The organism is Vibrio sp. McD22-P3 (assembly GCF_021568915.1).
Classification (GTDB): Bacteria; Pseudomonadota; Gammaproteobacteria; order Enterobacterales; family Vibrionaceae; genus Vibrio; species Vibrio mediterranei.
This window is the reverse complement of record NZ_JAKGTN010000004.1, coordinates 60,917-79,539: the sequence shown is the minus strand read 5'-3', so window position 1 is coordinate 79,539 and position 18,623 is coordinate 60,917. Positions and strand designations below refer to the sequence as shown.

Below are 18,623 nucleotides of genomic sequence, written 5' to 3'. Positions count from 1 at the left end.
TTAGTTCACCTTAGTGTTCGCATTGATAAGGCGACGTTCGCTTGGGTCACGAACAGCATCAGAAACACGAAGGCTTTCACCCTGAATGACACGTTCGTGTAGCAGTGGAATGGCAGCGAAATCGTTCAAAATGATCTGTTCTGCAGCAATGATGGCTTGTTGACGTTTTGGTCCTAAAGGCTGTAGATCGGCGTAAGCCAGAGCGTTGTCGACTTCCTCAGAACAGAATTGACCTAAGTTGAACGATCCCTTACAGCCAAAATCACTCATCATATATGCGATAGGATCGCCTGAATCCAAAACTGTCGCTCGAGAAAGAATAAAGGCATCAAAATTACCCGCTAATGCATCGTTTTCAATTTGAGCGTACTCACGGATATCAAGTTCTACTTGGAAGCCTGCGCTTTCAAGCTGCTGTTTGAGCAAAGCGGCGACTTCAGGAAGTTCAGCACGGTCAGTGAAAGTACCTATGACGATTTTCTCACCATTTGCCTTTGTTTTAGCTTCAATCGGTGATGCTTCGGGACGAAGTGGTGCAGCCCAAGCAAGTGCCGGACCTAACAAACCCTTCGCAATATCGGCATGGTTTTCATACACAGTCTTAATGATTTGCTCTCTATCTACCGCGGCGGCGGCAACTTGGCGCAACTCCAATTGGCTAAAAACATCCGACTTATTGTTTAAGTAGAGCGTGTTAGTACGCGGCATAGCCACTTCGTATAAAAGGTTGCTATCAATCGTTGCTATTTGAGATACAGGCACAGCTTCGACAACATCAGCGGAACCTGTGCGCAGTGCTGCTGCACGTGCAAAGCCATTTGGAACATACTCAGCGATGACCGTGTCTATGTGAGCTTTCTCACCCCAGTAGTCATCGAATCGTTTTAGTTTGGCACTGGTTGTGCCGTTAATTTCGATTAATTCAAATGGACCAGTGCCTGCACCAGTAGGTACGACTCGACCATTCTCTTTATATGCATTTGCCGCCAAAATGGCGAGTTGAGGACTTGATAAGCGGCTAGGTAGTAAAGGGTCATTAAATGTTGTCTTGATTTCTACGTGCGATGAATCAAGGGCTCTCACAGTGAGGTCAACACCATCAAGTATACGAGGCTTAGGTGCAGCACTCAAAGCCTGTTGCAGTGAGTTAACCACTGATTCTGCGGTTAGCATGGAACCATCGTGGAATTTCACACCCTGGCGAATAGTGAAGTGCCATGTGAGTGGGTCAATCTGCTTCCAATCGGTAGCCAGCATTGGTTCAACCTCAGAAGCCGGGGAAAGATTGATTAACGTTTCCGCGGTGCTCCAACGTGATAATTTGAAAGCGTCGTCAGATAATGGTGATAGTCCAGTGCGAGGTGGCTGCATCATTGCCACACGAATCTCGGATTTGACGCTTGATTCACTGTTTTCAGTTTGTGAATCAAAACAGCCAGTTAACGGTAGAGCGAGCGCAAGCGCGCATGCCAATTTAATTGAGTGAAAACGCATGATTATGTCTCGGTGATGTTGTGTTAAGTATTCGTTTTTGAATGAATTTGGGCACGAATCAGTGCCTGTGTTGTTGGGTGAACAGGTTGTTCCATGATTTGTTTAACAAAGCCATATTCGACGATCTCTCCTTGATCTAAGACCACTATCTCTTCACATAGCGCGATTGCTGCCTTGAGGTCGTGACTGACAAGAAGTAGTTGCAGGTCATATTTTTGCTTTAGCGAGTTGAGCAGTTCGATTATTCGTTGGCGATTTACTGGGTCTAAGCTACTGGTAGGTTCGTCTGCAACAAGTAACTTGGGTTTTACAATGAGCGCACGAGCGATGGCGATTCGCTGTGCCTGACCTGTTGAAAGCTGTTGTGGGTAGAGTGACAACAAGTCCGTGGTCAAGCCAACCTCGTTCAGTGCAATTTGTGCGAGCTGTGGGTGGTTCCCCCCAATTTTGAGGTTTTCTAGTGGTTCAATCAGGATTTGTTCGACTGTGTAATACGGATTTAAACTTGTGTGTGGCTCTTGGGGAACCATTTGTACTTCACTGCAGACCCTCAAACGCTCGCTTGCGTTGTGGAGAGGAAGTGTCCTTCCCGCGATTTGAACGTTTCCTAGTGAAGGTGTTCGTAAGCCAAAGAGCAATTCAATAAGCGTAGACTTTCCGGCACCCGATGGACCGACAATGGCAATGTTTTGATTCTCGATCTGAAGAGAAACATTACTGAGTGCTTTAAATGGTTTTCCACCCAACCATTTAGGAGTGGAGTAGTGGTGCACACTGACATTGCTAAAGCTCACTAAAGTTGAACTTACTTTACTGCAGTTCATGATAGTTTCTTCGATAATGGCAGTCATTGAAGGAGTCCTTTCAGTGAACGACAAAAATGATGAGAACTGGACTCAAGAGCGACACGCGGTTCGCCATAAGCAACGACTTTTCCTTCGTCAATAACCAGTAATTTGTCGCAAGCTAACGCACTATTTAGGTCGTGTGTAATCAAAATACCCGCCATATTGGACTGCTTTACGCTTTGGCGAATGAGAGTCAATATTTCTTGTTCAGTGACTGGATCGAGAGCACTTGTCGGTTCGTCTGCAATTAATACTTGAGCTCGGCTTAATAAACCAATAGCGATGCAAATGCGTTGTCTCTGCCCACCAGATAGTTGGCTAGGATAATTGGTTAATACTATGGCCGGGTCGGGAAACCCAAGACGAGCAAGTAGATTAACTATGGTGTTCCGATGTCTAGCGCTTGGCTTTGTTTGGTCTCCGGTGAGAGCGAGACAAAGCTGCTTCTCTACAGAAACTAAAGGATTAAGCGCTTGAAGGGCATCCTGAAAAATGAAGGCTGGCCGTTGTTGTGTAGAACGATTAAGCAATGGCATCTCACAGACTTCACTGCCCGCAATTGTTATCGTACCCGATACGGATATGGTGTCTGGAGTAAAGCCCGCAATGGCTTTAGATAGCATGGACTTACCAATACCTGAAGGACCCATTACGGCCAGCATTTCCCCCGCAGATACGTCAAACTGAATACCTTGAAATAGGATTCGATCTTTACTGCTTATGGATAGTTGATTTATGGCGAGGAGAGGAGGTGTCACGAAAAAACTCTTAAATAATACGTTATAACATAACAATGTTATCATCACGAGTTAGGTAAGAGAAGAGCAATGCACAGATTACGGTGTAGATTTTCTAGCTGGTGTATCACCAGATTAAATCAAAAAAGCACTCAAAAGAGTGCTTCTTGAATAGTATGGTTTTGCGGTTGGGGCTAAGAAATGGTTTGATGACCACACTTTTGCTTAACTTGACCGATGAATGGATAGAGAAAGACGATTCGACCACAATAAAAAATAGTAAAAGCAAGCCATAAACCTTGGTTACCCCATAGTGGAACAGCCAATAACTGCGCCAATAAAAACGCCATCAGTGTTGCAATACTGGAGTCTCTGACCGGTCGGGTTGTTCCGGTTCCGGTAAAGATCCCGTAGACCGTTAAGCCGTACCCGGCAACTAAGGGGAATACAATTAGCCAAGCTGCCACTTGGTGATACAAGCTGACGAGTTCTGTTTGTGTCGTGAACAGTAAAACTAAATGCGATTGGAACATCAGCACCAACAGAGTGAGAATTACGATGAAGCCCGATGTCCACTGGAAATTGAGTGTTAGCACTCGATCTAGCATCTTTGGATTGTTTTGTCCGACGGCTTTACCTGCGAAAACACTAGAGGCATTGGCGATACCGTCAAACATGTAGCTGACGATAAAAGTAATTTGCATAAGAATGGCGTTAACCGCAAGTACGTCAGCCCCTAGTTGAGAGCCAACTCTTGCCATCATGTTGAAGAAAACTAAAATGCAGACCGTTCTCAACATCAAATCAGTGTTCGATGAGACGATCGTTGAGAAGTCGTGCCTACTCATTTTGGCGGAGGAAATAAGGCGAGTTAGAGACATTCCTTGTGTATTGAATACTAACGTCACTCCAATCGCAAATGTCGTGATCTGTGCAATCAAGCTTGCATAAGCCACACCTGCTACACCAAGGTCAAAGTACAGTACAAACAGGGCATCAAGGACAATATTCAAGACATTGCCAAAGACCTGGGTGTATAAAGTTTCTTTCGCTTTCGCTTGCCCCATCAACCAACCAATAATGGTGTAGTTGAGAAGCACAAACGGAGCACCGAAGATCAAAATACCAAAATAGATATGGGCTTGTTCAGCTACGGCATTTTCGGGCTCTATTATCCAGAGTGCTCCTTGCCAAATGACGGACTGTAGTAGGATAAAGCTTGCACCGACAACAGCAGCAAGAACAAATGGGCGCATCAAACTATTTGTCATCAATGCGTCATCACCTTTACCTAATGCCATTGCACTTTGGCCCGTTGTACTAACTCGGAAAAAACCGAACAACCAATATAGGGTGTTCATAATGACCGTCCCGATAGCAACGCCACCAATCAGCTCTGTGATACCTAAGTGGCCAATCACAGCAGTATCGACGGCACCCAGCAGAGGCTGAGTGACAGTGGAGATGATAAAAGGCAGAGCAATTTTGAAGTAATCTGAATGAGAAATAGTCATAGCAAAATAGCGTTGCACCAGCAAACAAGAATGTTGGCTGCCAATGAGAATTATTTACATTGCGTGAATGGTAGCGAGATTTATTGTGAATGTCATGGATTGATTCATGTGCAGTTACCAAATGCTCAGGAAACAAGCACCTTAAGATTTCAACCTGCCTGAAGCAGACTCAGGCAGGTTTTACAGCGGGCTATTGCCGATTACTTAAAGCAGGGTAATACATCCTGCTCAAAATAGGGTTCTTGGTTTACCCAAAACATATAGTTAACATGAAGAAACGACTGAGCGAATGAGTGGAGAGCAGGAACAAGACTTTGTCGGTTATCCATGACGTCAGTATTGTTGGTTTGGCCAATGTAGTTACCATCTTGTATCGCGATACCAAGTGGCACGGTATAGTCATTCTCATGCATCATTGCTAGGGCGTGATTTAATTGTCCGCGTTTTCGCATCATAAGGTCAGGTGCGCCAAGGCCAACGCCTATTTCTTGTCCGTATTGATAAATACTCTTTAAGTAACCTTTATCTTCCCATGGTAGCCATTCACCAACCATGAAGTTGGCGTACTGCATCGTGGTGGAGGTTGGGAACGCGTGTTTCATGGCTCGCATATTATCCTTGAGTCCTTCGACATAACTCGCTTCAGTGAAGCTTGGATCTTTCTCAACGCCAATAGCGGTTTCTTGAAGGTTGATGCCTTCAACTTTTCCATCAAACTGTTTTCCTAATGCGTTGAGGAGTTTCGCGAAACGCGCTCTTACTTTGCTGTCCCACCGTTTTGCCACCCAACCCTCTGGCTCACCGTCGTCTGTGTATTGGTAAACCGCACCACCATCGTATTCATCAGACAAGAGGTAGCTAGGTACACCTTTGTAGCGAGGATCAAACGTCGCGTCCTGAAGCTGAATAAAGAGCTTTTTGCCATGTGCTTTTAGATAGTCATAATCGGCTTGAATCATAGAAAAGTCGTACTGATCTTTCTCTGGTTCTAACATTGCCCACGAGTACATGATTTGCGCACCCGAAAAGCGAGCGTTGTTTAGCAATGGGTGATTGTGTATGGCTTCTCGATCACGTGCAAAGTACACAAAATGCTGAATATTATCTTTTGGAATCGGGCATTTAGCAGAGATATAGTTTTTATATTCGTTGGCATAACGGTCGACAGGGTTGTCCCATTGTGCCTGTGCATGACCAGTGATGAGTAATGCAGCTAAAAAGCAGAGCTTTTTCATAATCTGATGAGTTCCTTGAAATGGCGAGATAGCGAACGTGAACAGCTAACGAACTTAGTGAAAAAGAGCTAAGTTTGGTAATTACTATGCCCCCAGTTTAAGGAAGCTTTAGCTATGTGACTGTATGATTAGGTAAAGATGAGTCACACCTTGCTATTTACTTTCCGCCAGCTCTTTCATTTCCTGATATACGGCTTCTAGGCTCTGTTGGGCGACACGAAGAATAGGGAGGTAATTTTCGAGATCGGCAACGGTTTTACGGCTCTTTGGACAATGACAAAATAAGGCTGCCATAAAGTTGCCAAATTGGTCATTAAGGGGAAGTGCGATCGCCACCATACCATCAATGAACTCTTCATCATCCACGCTGTACCCTCTGCGTTGAATAACGCTTAGCTCCTTTTTTAGGCTTTGCTTGTCGATAATGGTGTTTTTCGCACACTGGCTCAGTTCAATTTTACTCAATACTCGACGTAATTGGGGTGGCGTCAAAGTACTTAAATAAAGCTTGCCGCTGGCGGATGCCCAAAGTGGAGTGGGAAAACCAACCGGAATGACAATTTGCAGCGGCCAATTGGTTTGAATTCGGTCGTAGTAGACCATATGCGGGCTAGGGTCATCATTCGCCAAGGCCAAACCGCAGGTTTCCTCTAGCTTACGAGAAAGGCCGTGGAGAATAGCTTGTCGTTGCAGTTTATGCTGATTGGTCCATCTTACATCCAACGCGATAGAGAGCATTTGTGAGCCTGGATAGAAATGACCGCGTTCATCAGACTGGATGTAGTTTGCGTCATCGAGTTGCTGCAACAATCGGTGGCAAGTAGGCTTGGGAATCCCTGACTCGAAGATAATATCAGAAGCTGAGATAGGACTCTTTGCTTCGCCAATCCGTTCAATAACGTTGATAAGACGATCGACTGAATTTACTTTTTCCGACACCATAGATTCCTTTTAAAAGCTCACCCTAAAATAATATCCAATCTCACTGCGTTAACGCAGTCATTTGGGCAGCAAGGCTTTATATTCCCAAAGTATTTTACGAGTTTCAACTGGTTAAAGAGACATTGACTTGATTTGAGTGGGGCAAAATGTCGGTATTGACCCGATACTCTTCTCGTCCTTGAGTTGGCGCATCGAGAATAAAGAGTTCTCCTGAACTGGGATATAACACCGACTCTTGAGTGGTGAGCTCATAATCTGCTGTTGTGACGAATAAGGTATTGAAATCTTCGCCGCCAAAAGTACAGCGCGTAGCGTGCTTAACTGCAAGATTGATTTCACCAAGTTGTGTGGCATGACCTATTTTGTTCTGTGATGGAGTGTAATAGGAAATGATGCCGCAGTCCCAGTGACAGATATACAGGTTTCCGTGGCGATCAATGGACAGCCCATCAGGATAGCCCTTGCACTCATCGAGCTCAACAAACACCGCCTTTTCAATTATTTGGGTCATCGAATCATCGAGTTGATATTCATATACTTTTCTTTGGAACATATTTGAACAGTAGGCGCGTTTGAGTGCTGGGTTAAACGCTATGCCGTTGGCGACGCTGAATCCAGAATCCATTTCAAGCGCGGTGTTCGCCGTTAGTCGGTAAAGCTTGCCATCAGGAGCTTCAAGTTGCTTGTGGTTCATCGAACCAAACCATAAATGACCATTCGGCGCCGTAACCGCATCATTTAAATGAAGCTTAGTTGAACCAAAGCAAGGATCAGCGATAGGAGTAAAATCGTCAAAACTCGAAGTACAATAAAACAATCCCTGTTTGCTAGCACATATCCAGCCATTGCCCTCACATCGTGCAATCGCCGTGATATCAAAAGGTACGTGAAAGACTTGGGTACTCTGGCTGTGAATCGAATACTCAAAAATCTCATTACCTGCAGCTTCGACCCAGACGAGACTATTGGTGTCGGGTTTCCAAATAGGCGACTCGCCAATGGTTGTTCTAATTCCTTTTACTGAATGCATTTTAACTATCCATATTGATACATTTTGTATCAATATAGTTTAATTTATGGTTCAAAGAACGATTTCTTTCAGGAATATGTGAAATGACGCAGCGGATTAACGAAAACACAATGACTTAGCTAATGAGTGGGCGCAATGCACAAGAAATATCCGTTATAATTTCGATAATTAGCTCGCTCAACAAGGTAAGCATCCGTTACCTTAACGAGTACGTATAAAGTATCCAAACCCAAATAAGGAATCTGGATGGAAAGCTCGATAGTGCCAAGAGCGATGGTTTTACCAAGGCCGGTAGTTGTACTTAAAGATGCGGTCAAAACGTTTATTGACGGCAAAGAATCTCATCACGTATTGGACAGAGTGAACTTGTCGCTGGCGGAAGGAGAGAGCATGGCACTCACTGGCGCAAGTGGTAGTGGCAAGAGCACGCTATTGAATATTTTGGGTGGTTTCGAGCCAATGACCAGTGGGACCTTAGAGTTGGCTGGTGAATTGGCGCAAACGTGGAACGATAAGCAATGGGGCTATTTTCGTCACCACAAGCTTGGCGTAGTCTTTCAGCAATTTAACCTGCTAACGCCGTTAAATGTCCGACAGAATATTGAGTTTCCTTTAAGTTTAAACAAACGGAAGTGGAACGCTTGGTGCGACTATTTAGTCGCTAAATTGGATATTCAACCACTGCTTGAACGCCATGTTTCTGCGTTATCAGGTGGTCAGCAACAACGAGTGGCGATTGCAAGAGCGTTGGCGCATCAACCCGCATTGCTTTTGGCAGATGAACCCACCGGAAACCTTGACCAGAAAGCGGGCTTGGAAGTGATGCGATTGTTAGAAGATATTACCCGCGAAGGAAATACATCTGTTTTGCTTGTCACTCACAGCGAAGAATGTGCGGCGTTTATGCAGCGACGTTGCCGTCTAGAAAACGGATTGCTTTATGAAACACCGTAAAGGAATCCATCTACGAGTCGCTCTGTCCATTTCTGCTGCCCACTATCGTCAAGCGCCTTTACAGGCACTCGCTATTCTTATTGGCATTATCTTGGCAGTGACGTTATTTGTGGCCGTGCAAGCGATCAATTTAAACGCCAAACGCAGTTACGCGGAATCGGCAGAATCGCTTAGCGTCAAGGCGAGTTATCTAGTCATTCCAATGCCTGGACAGCGCTATCTTGCTGAATCCGTGTACTTTTCATTACGTCAATCTGGGTTGAGTCAATCGTTGCCAATACTTGAGGGTCGAGTGAGAGATGATACTGGGCGACGTTATTCTATCCAAGGAAGTGACATTGTAGCGGCGGTCACTTCACGCTCTCGATTACAGTCAGAGAGTGATGATGTGTCTTTATCTAATTCAGCATTGCCTCTGGCTAATTTGATGAATGGTGAACCTTTTGTCATTGTAAGCGAAACTCAGTATCAAAGGATGGGCGGCACTAAGACTGCGGTTTTGGACGACGTTGCTATCCAGTTTGTTGTAGTACCCGACGAATGGCAGTTGGGAAGTCGCTTGCTGGTGGATATCAGCTTTGCCCAACGTTTGCTGAACAAACAGGGGCAGCTTAGCTACATTGCAATATTAGATAACAAGGTGGCGGACGATACTAAGTGGCAAGCGTTGATATCAGGCGAAGCACAATGGGTTGCCAATACAAAAAGCTCAGACCTTGGTTCACTGACAGAGAGCTTTCACCTCAACCTCACTGCAATGAGTATGTTGGCATTTCTGGTTGGGTTATTCATTGCCTACAACGGTGTGAAATACAGCTTACTGAAACGCAATCGGCTGTTAGTGCAAATGCAGCAAGCGGGACTCACACCTAACACGGTTTTCTTGGCGCTGATTTTAGAACTGGTGCTTTTGGTCACTGTAGGCACCAGTCTTGGGTTTATCTTTGGTATCCAATTAAGTCATTGGTTACATCCCACGGTAGCACTCACCTTAGAGCAGCTTTACGGCGCAACGTTATTGCCGGGAACATGGCAATGGCAATGGTGGGCTCAGGCATTGCTACTTACGTTAGTAGCGGCATTGTTCGCTTGTTGGCATCATTTCAAACAGAGGGTACAACAACCCTTATCCTCCCACGGCGGATTCTATCAATCTCCTGAACAGAGCAATGAAAACCGCTTGATGATCGTTGGGCTGATACTTGTGGTGGTGGCACTCATTGGCCTTTGGTTGAGTAGTTATTTTCGCTTAACGATGTTTTGGCTGGGTGTGTTTATTGTTGCGATTCCAATGTTGCTGCCCAAGTCTCTTGGCCTGCTGGCTCGAATAGCAGAACGTAAAACCTCTACTGGGTTGGTCCAGTACCTGTTTGCGGAATTGCGGGAACTGATTGCACCTTTGTCTTTGGCTATGATGGCGCTGTTGTTGGCTATTACCGCTAACATAGGAATGAACACCTTGGTGGGCAGTTTCGAGTCGACATTGAAACATTGGCTAGAGCAGCGCCTGCATGCGGATATTTATGTCAGTCCTGCACAAAGTGACATGACTAAAGTCGAGCAGACGTTAGCTCATTTCGACGGCGTGGAAGAGGTCTATAAGCAATATTATGTGCAATCTAACGTCAGTGGACTGCCCACACGATTAGGTACCAAAGATCGTATAACCTTAGAACAAACCATGGTGTTTCAATCACAAGTCAATGATTTTTGGTCCCGTTTCTATGCTGGGGATGTCGTGGCTATCAGTGAGCCGATGGCAGTGAAACTGGGGTTAGTACTGGGAAGTGAGCTGCCAGGAGATTTTATGTCTGGCATGACACTGACAGTCGGTGCCATTTTTTATGATTATGGTTCGCCCGATGGCGAAGTGCTTATCTCGCCTGAGTTATGGCAATCACAAGGGTTCTCGATGGTGCCAAGCAGTTTAGGTGTGAAGGTGAGCGGTAACCGCGAAGCTATGCAGCAAGCATTAAAAACCAAACTGAATTTACACTCCAGTCAATTGTTTGATCAGGCAGAAATTAAGGCGATTGCGCTCAATATATTTGCTCAAACCTTTGCTATTACCAGCGCTCTCAATGGTGTGACGTTACTCGTCGCTGTTATCGGCTTATTTACTTCCTGTTTTATGCTACTGGAAGCTCGCAAAGCAGCTATCGCTCGGCTTTATGCACTGGGCGTCAATAAATCGCAATTGTTTGTTATGGTGGTAGGACAAATGGTCACTTTAGTGCTGTTCACATTATTGGTTGCCTTGCCACTGGGCGCATTAGTCGGTTATGTGCTGACTGATATTGTGACATTGAGAGCATTTGGTTGGAGTTTGAACTTTGTTTGGAGTTGGATGGATGTGGTTCGCCTTGCGACCATAACCGTCGCCGTGACCATCGTCGCGACCATTATTCCTTTGTGGCGTTTGGTGACTCGTCCTGTGGTCGCAAGTTTGCAAAGCGAGGTACTGTAATGTTCAAACAGATAATGGCGGTATTATCGTTACTGACGATTATAGGGTGCAGTGAGCCTGATGCTCCAAGTTTTGGTCAAATGTTAGGCTCCGATGATGGTCAATTTGAAGAGGTCAAAGGTGGTCGCGACCTTTCTTTTCCAGAAGATCATCAAGCCCACAACGACTTTCGTCAAGAGTGGTGGTATCTCACGGCAAACTTACAGGATGCCGAAGGCCGAGAATATGGTATTCAATGGACACAGTTTCGCTTGGCGGTGAGTTCTGAGGCACCAGCGAATGAAAATGGATGGCAAAGCCAGCAGATCTTTATGGCGCACAGTGCGATTACAACCCCTGATATTCATCTTGCAGATGAGAAGTGGTCTCGCCAGCACCCAGAAATAGCGGACGTATCAAGCGAACCGTTTCAAGTCTTTATTGATGATTGGCAATGGACTTCCACAACCAACGATCTTTTCCCTGCCAATCTTGATGTCGCATCAAACCAGTTCGGCTATCAATTGTCATTGACTCGAACCGCTCCCTATCAAAAACAAGGTGATGAGGGTTATAGCGAGAAAAGCGCTGACGGAAAGGTTGCATCGTATTATTACAGCCAGCCCTTTATCGACGTTCACGGTACTGTATCGATTAATGGAGAAAGCCATCAGGTATCTGGACAAGGCTGGATAGACCGAGAGTGGAGCTCTCAATTTTTGCTCGATTCTCAACAAGGATGGGATTGGTTCGCAATACGGTTAGACGAAGCAACGAGTTTGGTGGTCTTTCAATTGCGTGATGCTGCGACCGGACAAGCGAGTTATTCCTATGGGCGATTAATGTATAAAGATGGTCGAGGCATTACTTTGACTCAAAACGATCTAGAACTGTCAGCCGTTCAACAAACGATAATTGAAGGCCAATCATACCCAACGCAGTGGATACTAAAAGTCGTGTCTCAGGGCATTAACGTAAAGCTTTCAGCACTGAATTCTAACGCCAAAATGCCACTATCCATCCCATATTGGGAAGGTCCAATTATCGTTGAAGGATCTCATCAGGGTAGAGGATATATGGAGCTCACTGGTTATTAATCAAAGCGTTAGAATATCTATAGCCTGCGGAATGGGCGGCTTAATGCTTGCACTTCGAAAGTGGCGACTTGTATCGAATCACTCCAAAAATCTAGAGACCACCCGGCTTTTTGTTTTAGGTGTCCTAAGAATTGAGCCGGATTAGGGAGTTGTTCCCAAACTTGGGGTAAGAATAACGCGCCTTTTTTTCCGTCCTTTAACGTCACGCCGCACTGGTGCAAGGAAAGGTGCTGTAGTAAGTCTTGTTCCGAATCAACGTGCAGGAGTTCGGGTTGTGTCAGTACGGAAACCTCAATGTTAAGCGCTTCGGCTTGATGTTTTTGAAGAGGGGTAAATCGTCTATCTTGGCAAGCCGCTGCCCAAGCTTTTCTCTCTACTTCTAGTACTAAGGGAATCTGTGCCACTGTTGTGCCAATGCAGCCTTGCAGCTGATTGTTTAAGGTTAGCGTGACAAAGCAAGCCCCGGGTAAAGCCAAACTTTCTGGGTAATCTTGTACCAGTACTTTCGGTAGCGGTAGTTCGTTCAAATAGCAATGAATGGTGTGTTCAACCACGTCGAGCAACATAGAAAGCTCGCTATGGGTTAGCGTACTTTTCGATGGATTAGCGGCAGATTGTGTAACTGACATAACCAACGACCCTTTGTTTATCACCATATTCAGTGTCTCCGGAATTAATCAAAGTGAGACGCTGTAACTGGTATTGGTTGGTTGAAATAAGATGGATTACGGCATTAACACCGGTTGAACCGCACGCTTCGTGTGGGGTAATCGTCGTCATGCCTGACTCAATTTTGTTGCAGGTCTGCCGGTCAAGGCGTTGGCACTCAGAATAGCGATGAAAGTGACTAAGATCAGTGCTGATCACCAGTAAGGTCTTACTGTCCCATATTGGCTCAATAAGCTTGGCAACCTCTAAGGTGCTAACTTGTCCTGTGACGATGGGCAGCAGTTGAAAATCATCCAATACCGTTTGAAGAAAGGGAAGTTGGACTTCCAAGCTATGTTCTTGAGCATGTGCTTCATCATTAATCAATACCATGGAATTGTCGGCAAGTAATGCTATACAATCTCGGTCAATGCTCACGCGGCCAAGAGGTGTTTCAAAGGCATCCACAGAAGGTAATGCACATCCGTGAAACGCGACTCGATGACTAGGACCAACTAAAATAACTCGTGAAAACTGCTGAGCGACAGATTGCAACTGATGGTACGCTAATCCTGCTGTTTCTCCTGAAAATACATAGCCTGCGTGTGGAACAATAAGTCCTCGCAGATTATTCTGAACATTACATGTCTCTGCGTCTCTGACGTTAGGGCCAGTCAATAACTGGTTTACCTGTCTAGTGAGTTGCTCGGTATCCTTGTTATAAAAACAGCCCGCGACAGCAGGAGGTCTAATCGTCATTTTTCCACTCATATAACATCAAATGTATATACTCATTAGTATAGTTTTTGTACTGAATGAAGGTGTGAGATGGAACCAGTTAACGCCAATCACCGTACACAATTTTGGCATTTGCAGGACGATGGAAGAGTCACGTGCACGGTTTGCCCTCGTTTTTGCACCCTCAGAGAAGGCAAGCGCGGCGCATGCTTTGTTCGTCAAGCCATTGATGGTGAGATAGTGTTAACCACCTATGGACGTTCGAGTGGTTTTTGCATTGACCCTATAGAGAAAAAGCCTCTCAACCATTTTTATCCGGGTAGTTCAGTACTCTCTTTTGGGACTGCTGGGTGTAATTTAGGGTGCAAGTTTTGCCAGAACTGGAATATCAGTAAGTCTCGTCAAATTGACACGTTAGGCAGTCAGGCAAGTCCTGAGCAGATAGCCTTAACAGCGACGAAACACCAAAGTGATAGCATCGCTTTTACCTACAACGATCCAGTGATTTTTCTTGAATATGCTGTCGATACGGCGCTTGCATGTAAGGAGGCAGGAGTAAATACCGTTGCAGTTTCGGCAGGCTACATGTGTGAGAAGCCACGAGAAACCTTCTACTCAGTGATGGACGCCGCCAACATTGATCTCAAAGCTTTTACTGAGCGTTTCTATCATAAAGTGTGCAGCGGGCAACTTGCTCCGGTATTAGATACGTTGAAGTATCTTAAGCATGAAACCGATGTTTGGCTTGAAATTACCACTCTGCTTATCCCCGACGAAAACGACAGCTCGGCTGAAATCGATGCCATGACCCAGTGGGTCATGGACAATTTGGGACCTGAAGTGCCACTTCATTTCACCGCATTTCATCCAGACTTCAAAATGCTCGATAAAACGAGAACACCAGCGGACAGTTTAGTCAGAGCGCGAAACATAGCGCTTAACAACGGTCTTCACTATGTCTATGTGGGCAATGTACACGATGAAGCTTGCAGCAGTACCTATTGCCCAAGCTGTCATAATAAAGTGCTCTCACGTAACTGGCACCAACTCGGCGATTGCGCACTAACTAGCTCTGGCGTTTGCCATCAATGCGGCCACCAAATCGCAGGACGTTTCGCGAAATGCGACAAGCCGTGGGGAAGAAAGCGGATACCAGTTCAAGTGAGATAAGATACGTTGCTATGCGGTCACGATGGACAGTCCTCGCTTTTTGGCGATGAAGGCGAACGAAGCAATGAAGGCATAACACAGGACAGGAATGAGGTAACTAGTAGGGACATCAAACCTTGTAATTAGCGTTGCTTGCATCATAGGGATAATTCCTCCACCAATACCGCACATGATGAGAATCGCTGATGCTGCACCACTTGCATCACCGAGTCCTGAAACCGCTCGAGAAAATATGATTGGATACATAAATGAATTGCACAGACCAATCATTATTAGAGCGACTCCGCCAAAAAGCGACGGCGATAAGATAGCAACTGAAAGTAATATCATCGCAATACACGCACCAAAGAATAACGTGTTCATCGCAGAAAGACGTTGGGCAAAAATGCTGTATCCAAAACGACCAAGCAGGGAACCAGCCCAGTATAAGCTCATTAATGTAGCGGCAACTGGAGCACTGAATCCTCCAATGTTGGGATCAGAAAGGTAACTTATCGTGACGGTACCAATCGACACCTCGACCCCTACGTAAACAAAGATAGTTGCAGCACCAAAAATAAACTGAGGCTGGTGACGTAAGGTAGCCAGATGACTTAGAATTTTCACGCTCTCTGCGCTTCGATAATCGGTTATCGATGAGGAGTACAAAGTACAGGCAAGCAAAACAAGCAATGCGGATAAAACTAAGTAAATGTTGGATAGTCCGATGGAAATCATAGCGATTCCAAGAACAATAGGGCCGATAGTTGTACCTAACGAATTGAACGTTGAAGCGATCGTTAACCTCTTAGTTTCGTTCTGCTCGTTACTGGTTCTGATGATGTACGGGTTAGCAACAACCTGCAAAGCAGCTACTCCCATAGCGGTTATAAAAACGGCACTTAACGCGAAGACAAAACTTTTAGCATAAAGACTGATACACAAACAGAGCGAGCCCAAAAATGTGAGCATGAGCGCTACAGTCAGGCTTAATTTATACCCTTTACGTGCCATTAAAGCAGAAGTAGGAATGCTTATGGCAAACGGAGCAAAATAAAAGGCCAGTTGAACAAGCATCGATTGTTCGTAGCTTAGTGAAAATGTCGATTGAAAATAGGGGACTAATATACTGTTTGCAGAAGTTAGTAGACCCCAACTGAAAAACACAGCAGATAACAAAATTAAAGATTGAGATGATTTGGAAGCCACTGAAACATAGGCCCACATTTCTGTGGACCTCCTCCGACGAATACTGATGGTTAATTGCTTATCAGCAATCAGATAAGAACAAGCTTTAGGCGTTGATTGCGTTATTCAAAATGTCGATGACTTGCTTCCGTTCATGAGCTTGCTGCAAAGAGGTACGGAAGTCTTCATGCATGAGTTTGCGTGCGATTTTAGAGAAAATCTTCATATGTGAATCCTTACCCTCTTCAGTGACAGTAAGCATGATAATAATATCAACATCGACATCCTCACCCCAAGAGATAGGGTTGTCTAAGGTGAGAACGGAGACGCTGTTATGAGAGACACTGGAAGATTTACAATGAGGAATCGCTACTGAAAATCCTAGTGCGGTTGAAAACACGGCTTCTCTGTCCCAAATCGCTTTTTCAACCTCATTTGCACAACCTGTGCGTTCGTTAATCTCTAAGTTATCGCAAAGTAGCTTTATGGATTCTTCTTTCGAACTAATAGATTGTTGAGTAAATACGAGCGCTTCATCGAGTGTTTCTTTGCCGTCACTGCTGTTGTAAAACGCTGCGACACGCGCTTTCACTTGCTCGCTATTCGTTAAGGTAAGTACTTCATTAACTAAAGCTTCACACTCGTTTACGTTAAGTCGAGTTAAGGCACGTTTGCTTGTGGCAATTTTCGAGGCTGCCATAGAAAACTGTGTGAGCCCACAACCCAATAACAAAGGTTGCGCGATAGGGTCAGCAGCGAACTCGCCACACAGACTAACCTCTAACTTGGCCACTTTTGCCGAACCAATCAGCTGCTTTAGAAATGTGATAAAGGCTGGGTTGAAGTGGTCGTATAGGTCAGCGATGGTTTTGTTTCCTCGGTCACACGCAAAGAAGTATTGTGCTAGGTCGTTACTACCAATAGAAATGAAATCGATGAACTCAGATGCTTGGTCGAAGATGTAGGCAATGGATGGAACTTCAGCCATTGCACCAAGACGGATATTGCCTAACTCATGCCCTTCATTGGCAAGTTCGATAGCCAGTTCGTCAATGAGTTCTCTGCACCAAATGATTTCGTTAAGGTTAGAAATCATAGGCACCATGATAGACACTTCACCAAAACAACTGGCTCTAAGTAATGCACGAAGCTGAGAGCGTATAATGGCGTCATATTGAGGGTACATTCTGACAGCACGATAACCTAAGAAAGGGTTGTCTTCTGCTGGAAAACCCATATAAGCACAAGGTTTGTCACCGCCTATATCTAGAGTTCGAATAACCACCTTGTTACCTTGGCTATGTTTCACAACATTTGAATAATGTTGGAATTGCTCCTCCTCTGAAGGTGGAGTGGTACGCTCGCAGAACAGCATCTCAGTTCGATATAGCCCAATACCATCTGCACCAGACGAATAGATACCCTCAGCTTCTTCGCTTGAGACGATATTGGCGAGAACGTTAACCTTTTCTTTATCGAGTGTCGTTACTTTAAGATCCTTAAACTCTGCGGTTTGAGCCGAAAGTGCGTTGAGTTTTTTGCGCTCTAGTTGATAGAACGCATCACAAGCCACGTTACTCTCTAAAATCAATGCGCCATTAATGGCATCAACAACGAGCCGTTGGCCTTGGATAATCTGCTGAGTGGGGTTTTCTATTCCGACTAAAACAGGAATATTAAAAGAGCGTGCCAAGATTATAGTGTGAGAAGTGCTGCCTCCTTCACCCATCACAATACCTTGAATTAGTGCTTTTGGAAGAGCAAGAAGCTGACTTGGGGTGAGTAGCGTGTCCGAGACCAAAATAGTTGGTGCTGTGATCGTCGGCATTTGACTCAGATCTTCATCGCGAACGATATTAGCAAGTTGAAGAGCGATATCTTTGATATCGAGCGCTCGTTCTTTCAAATAGTCACTAGCGCTATTTTCTAGTGGCGCACATAACTTGTCGCATGCGTTTGCGATCGCATCAAGAGTGTTTAACGCATTATTTTGCATCATTAGAGCACGACCTAGCTCTTCATCTTGGGCAATTTTCAAATGTGCTTCGAGTATCTCTTTACATTCGCCTTCAGAGCTAGCTTGCTTCTTCAAAAGGTTTAGTTGTAACGCTTTCAAAGCACTCTGTAATTCACTCTCGATACAAGATGACGTCTGGCTTGGTAATGCAGCGGCCATTTTTCTAAGGTCAGTTTGTTGCCAGAGAGTAGCACTAGCCTCACCCAAACCGACTGAAGCAACGGTACCTCGTACATAACGAGGTGCTGCACGCATTAAACCCACAGGAAGTGGTTGTTCGCTTAATTGGACATTCTGTGTGTCTATCGCATTGTCGATATGGCTGAGTTCAGTATCAACAAATGCTTGAAAAAACATAAGTGCCTCGTTGGCGTCTGAGCCAGTGAAAATAAACTGGCAATGATCGCCTTCCAAGATATCGGCACTAATCATAGACAAGACACTTTTCGCATTAGCAGTTTTATCTTTTGAGCTGTTGACTAAGAGAATGTCACAGTTGAATCGATTTGCTCGTAGCTCAATTTCTTTGGCAGGTCGCGCATGTAAACCATTTGGTAGTGGGCAGATAAAATTAAGATTAGTCATT

15 protein-coding genes are annotated in these 18,623 nt (G+C 45.0%); 4 read left to right on the top strand and 11 right to left on the bottom strand.

Features of this window, described 5'->3' with window-relative positions; translation table 11 throughout:
* From L2W36_RS06045 to L2W36_RS06015, 7 genes are all read right to left on the bottom strand, one after another.
* Window positions 1–1,494 (bottom strand): ABC transporter substrate-binding protein, encoded by a 1,494-nt coding sequence (locus L2W36_RS06045; RefSeq protein ID WP_236109577.1) that lies wholly within the window; start codon window positions 1,492–1,494, stop codon window positions 1–3.
* Window positions 1,495–1,517: 23 nt separating this feature from the next.
* Window positions 1,518–2,345, bottom strand: a complete 828-nt coding sequence (locus L2W36_RS06040) for an ABC transporter ATP-binding protein (protein WP_236109576.1) — start codon at window positions 2,343–2,345, stop codon at window positions 1,518–1,520.
* Window positions 2,342–3,100 (bottom strand): ATP-binding cassette domain-containing protein, encoded by a 759-nt coding sequence (locus L2W36_RS06035; RefSeq protein ID WP_236109575.1) that lies wholly within the window; start codon window positions 3,098–3,100, stop codon window positions 2,342–2,344. The genes L2W36_RS06040 and L2W36_RS06035 overlap by 4 nt, the downstream gene beginning before the upstream one ends.
* 173 nt (window positions 3,101–3,273) lie before the next feature.
* The gene (locus tag L2W36_RS06030) at window positions 3,274–4,593 is read right to left on the bottom strand and encodes an MATE family efflux transporter (protein ID WP_236109574.1); all 1,320 of its coding nucleotides are present in this window, start codon (window positions 4,591–4,593) and stop codon (window positions 3,274–3,276) included.
* Window positions 4,594–4,793: 200 nt separating this feature from the next.
* Window positions 4,794–5,828: a hypothetical protein gene (locus L2W36_RS06025; RefSeq protein WP_236109573.1), complete on the bottom strand. Its 1,035-nt coding sequence runs from the start codon at window positions 5,826–5,828 to the stop codon at window positions 4,794–4,796.
* A 153-nt stretch (window positions 5,829–5,981) separates the two neighbouring features.
* A complete protein-coding gene (locus L2W36_RS06020) occupies window positions 5,982–6,770 on the bottom strand; it encodes an IclR family transcriptional regulator (protein ID WP_236109572.1) in 789 nt (262 codons plus the stop codon).
* 103 nt (window positions 6,771–6,873) lie between these two features.
* Window positions 6,874–7,800 carry an SMP-30/gluconolactonase/LRE family protein gene (locus tag L2W36_RS06015; protein ID WP_236109571.1) on the bottom strand — a complete coding sequence of 309 codons (927 nt, stop codon included), beginning with the start codon at window positions 7,798–7,800 and terminating at the stop codon, window positions 6,874–6,876.
* 246 nt (window positions 7,801–8,046) lie between these two features.
* Between L2W36_RS06015 and L2W36_RS06010 the strand changes: the two genes are divergently transcribed.
* Genes L2W36_RS06010 through L2W36_RS06000 form a run of 3 tightly spaced genes read left to right on the top strand, consistent with a single transcriptional unit; the run spans window position 8,047 to window position 12,297 of the window.
* Window positions 8,047–8,754 carry an ABC transporter ATP-binding protein gene (locus L2W36_RS06010; protein WP_171393821.1) on the top strand — a complete coding sequence of 236 codons (708 nt, stop codon included), beginning with the start codon at window positions 8,047–8,049 and terminating at the stop codon, window positions 8,752–8,754.
* On the top strand, window positions 8,741–11,221 hold the full coding sequence (locus L2W36_RS06005; protein ID WP_236109570.1) for an ABC transporter permease: 2,481 nt from the start codon (window positions 8,741–8,743) through the stop codon (window positions 11,219–11,221). The genes L2W36_RS06010 and L2W36_RS06005 overlap by 14 nt, the downstream gene beginning before the upstream one ends.
* Window positions 11,221–12,297 (top strand): lipocalin-like domain-containing protein, encoded by a 1,077-nt coding sequence (locus L2W36_RS06000; RefSeq protein ID WP_236109569.1) that lies wholly within the window; start codon window positions 11,221–11,223, stop codon window positions 12,295–12,297. The genes L2W36_RS06005 and L2W36_RS06000 overlap by 1 nt, the downstream gene beginning before the upstream one ends.
* 17 nt (window positions 12,298–12,314) lie before the next feature.
* Here L2W36_RS06000 and amrA read toward each other — a convergent pair whose 3' ends face one another.
* Window positions 12,315–12,926: an AmmeMemoRadiSam system protein A gene (gene amrA / locus L2W36_RS05995; protein ID WP_236109568.1), complete on the bottom strand. Its 612-nt coding sequence runs from the start codon at window positions 12,924–12,926 to the stop codon at window positions 12,315–12,317.
* Window positions 12,901–13,704, bottom strand: coding sequence for an AmmeMemoRadiSam system protein B (gene amrB / locus L2W36_RS05990; protein ID WP_236109567.1), 804 nt, complete (start codon window positions 13,702–13,704; stop codon window positions 12,901–12,903). The genes amrA and amrB overlap by 26 nt, the downstream gene beginning before the upstream one ends.
* 69 nt (window positions 13,705–13,773) lie before the next feature.
* Between amrB and amrS the strand changes: the two genes are divergently transcribed.
* Window positions 13,774–14,853 carry an AmmeMemoRadiSam system radical SAM enzyme gene (gene amrS, locus L2W36_RS05985; protein ID WP_236109566.1) on the top strand — a complete coding sequence of 360 codons (1,080 nt, stop codon included), beginning with the start codon at window positions 13,774–13,776 and terminating at the stop codon, window positions 14,851–14,853.
* 9 nt (window positions 14,854–14,862) lie between these two features.
* Here amrS and L2W36_RS05980 read toward each other — a convergent pair whose 3' ends face one another.
* Window positions 14,863–16,059: an MFS transporter gene (locus L2W36_RS05980; protein ID WP_236109565.1), complete on the bottom strand. Its 1,197-nt coding sequence runs from the start codon at window positions 16,057–16,059 to the stop codon at window positions 14,863–14,865.
* 67 nt (window positions 16,060–16,126) lie between these two features.
* Window positions 16,127–18,622 (bottom strand): phosphoenolpyruvate--protein phosphotransferase, encoded by a 2,496-nt coding sequence (gene ptsP / locus L2W36_RS05975; RefSeq protein WP_236109564.1) that lies wholly within the window; start codon window positions 18,620–18,622, stop codon window positions 16,127–16,129.
* Window position 18,623: the final 1 nt, after the last annotated feature.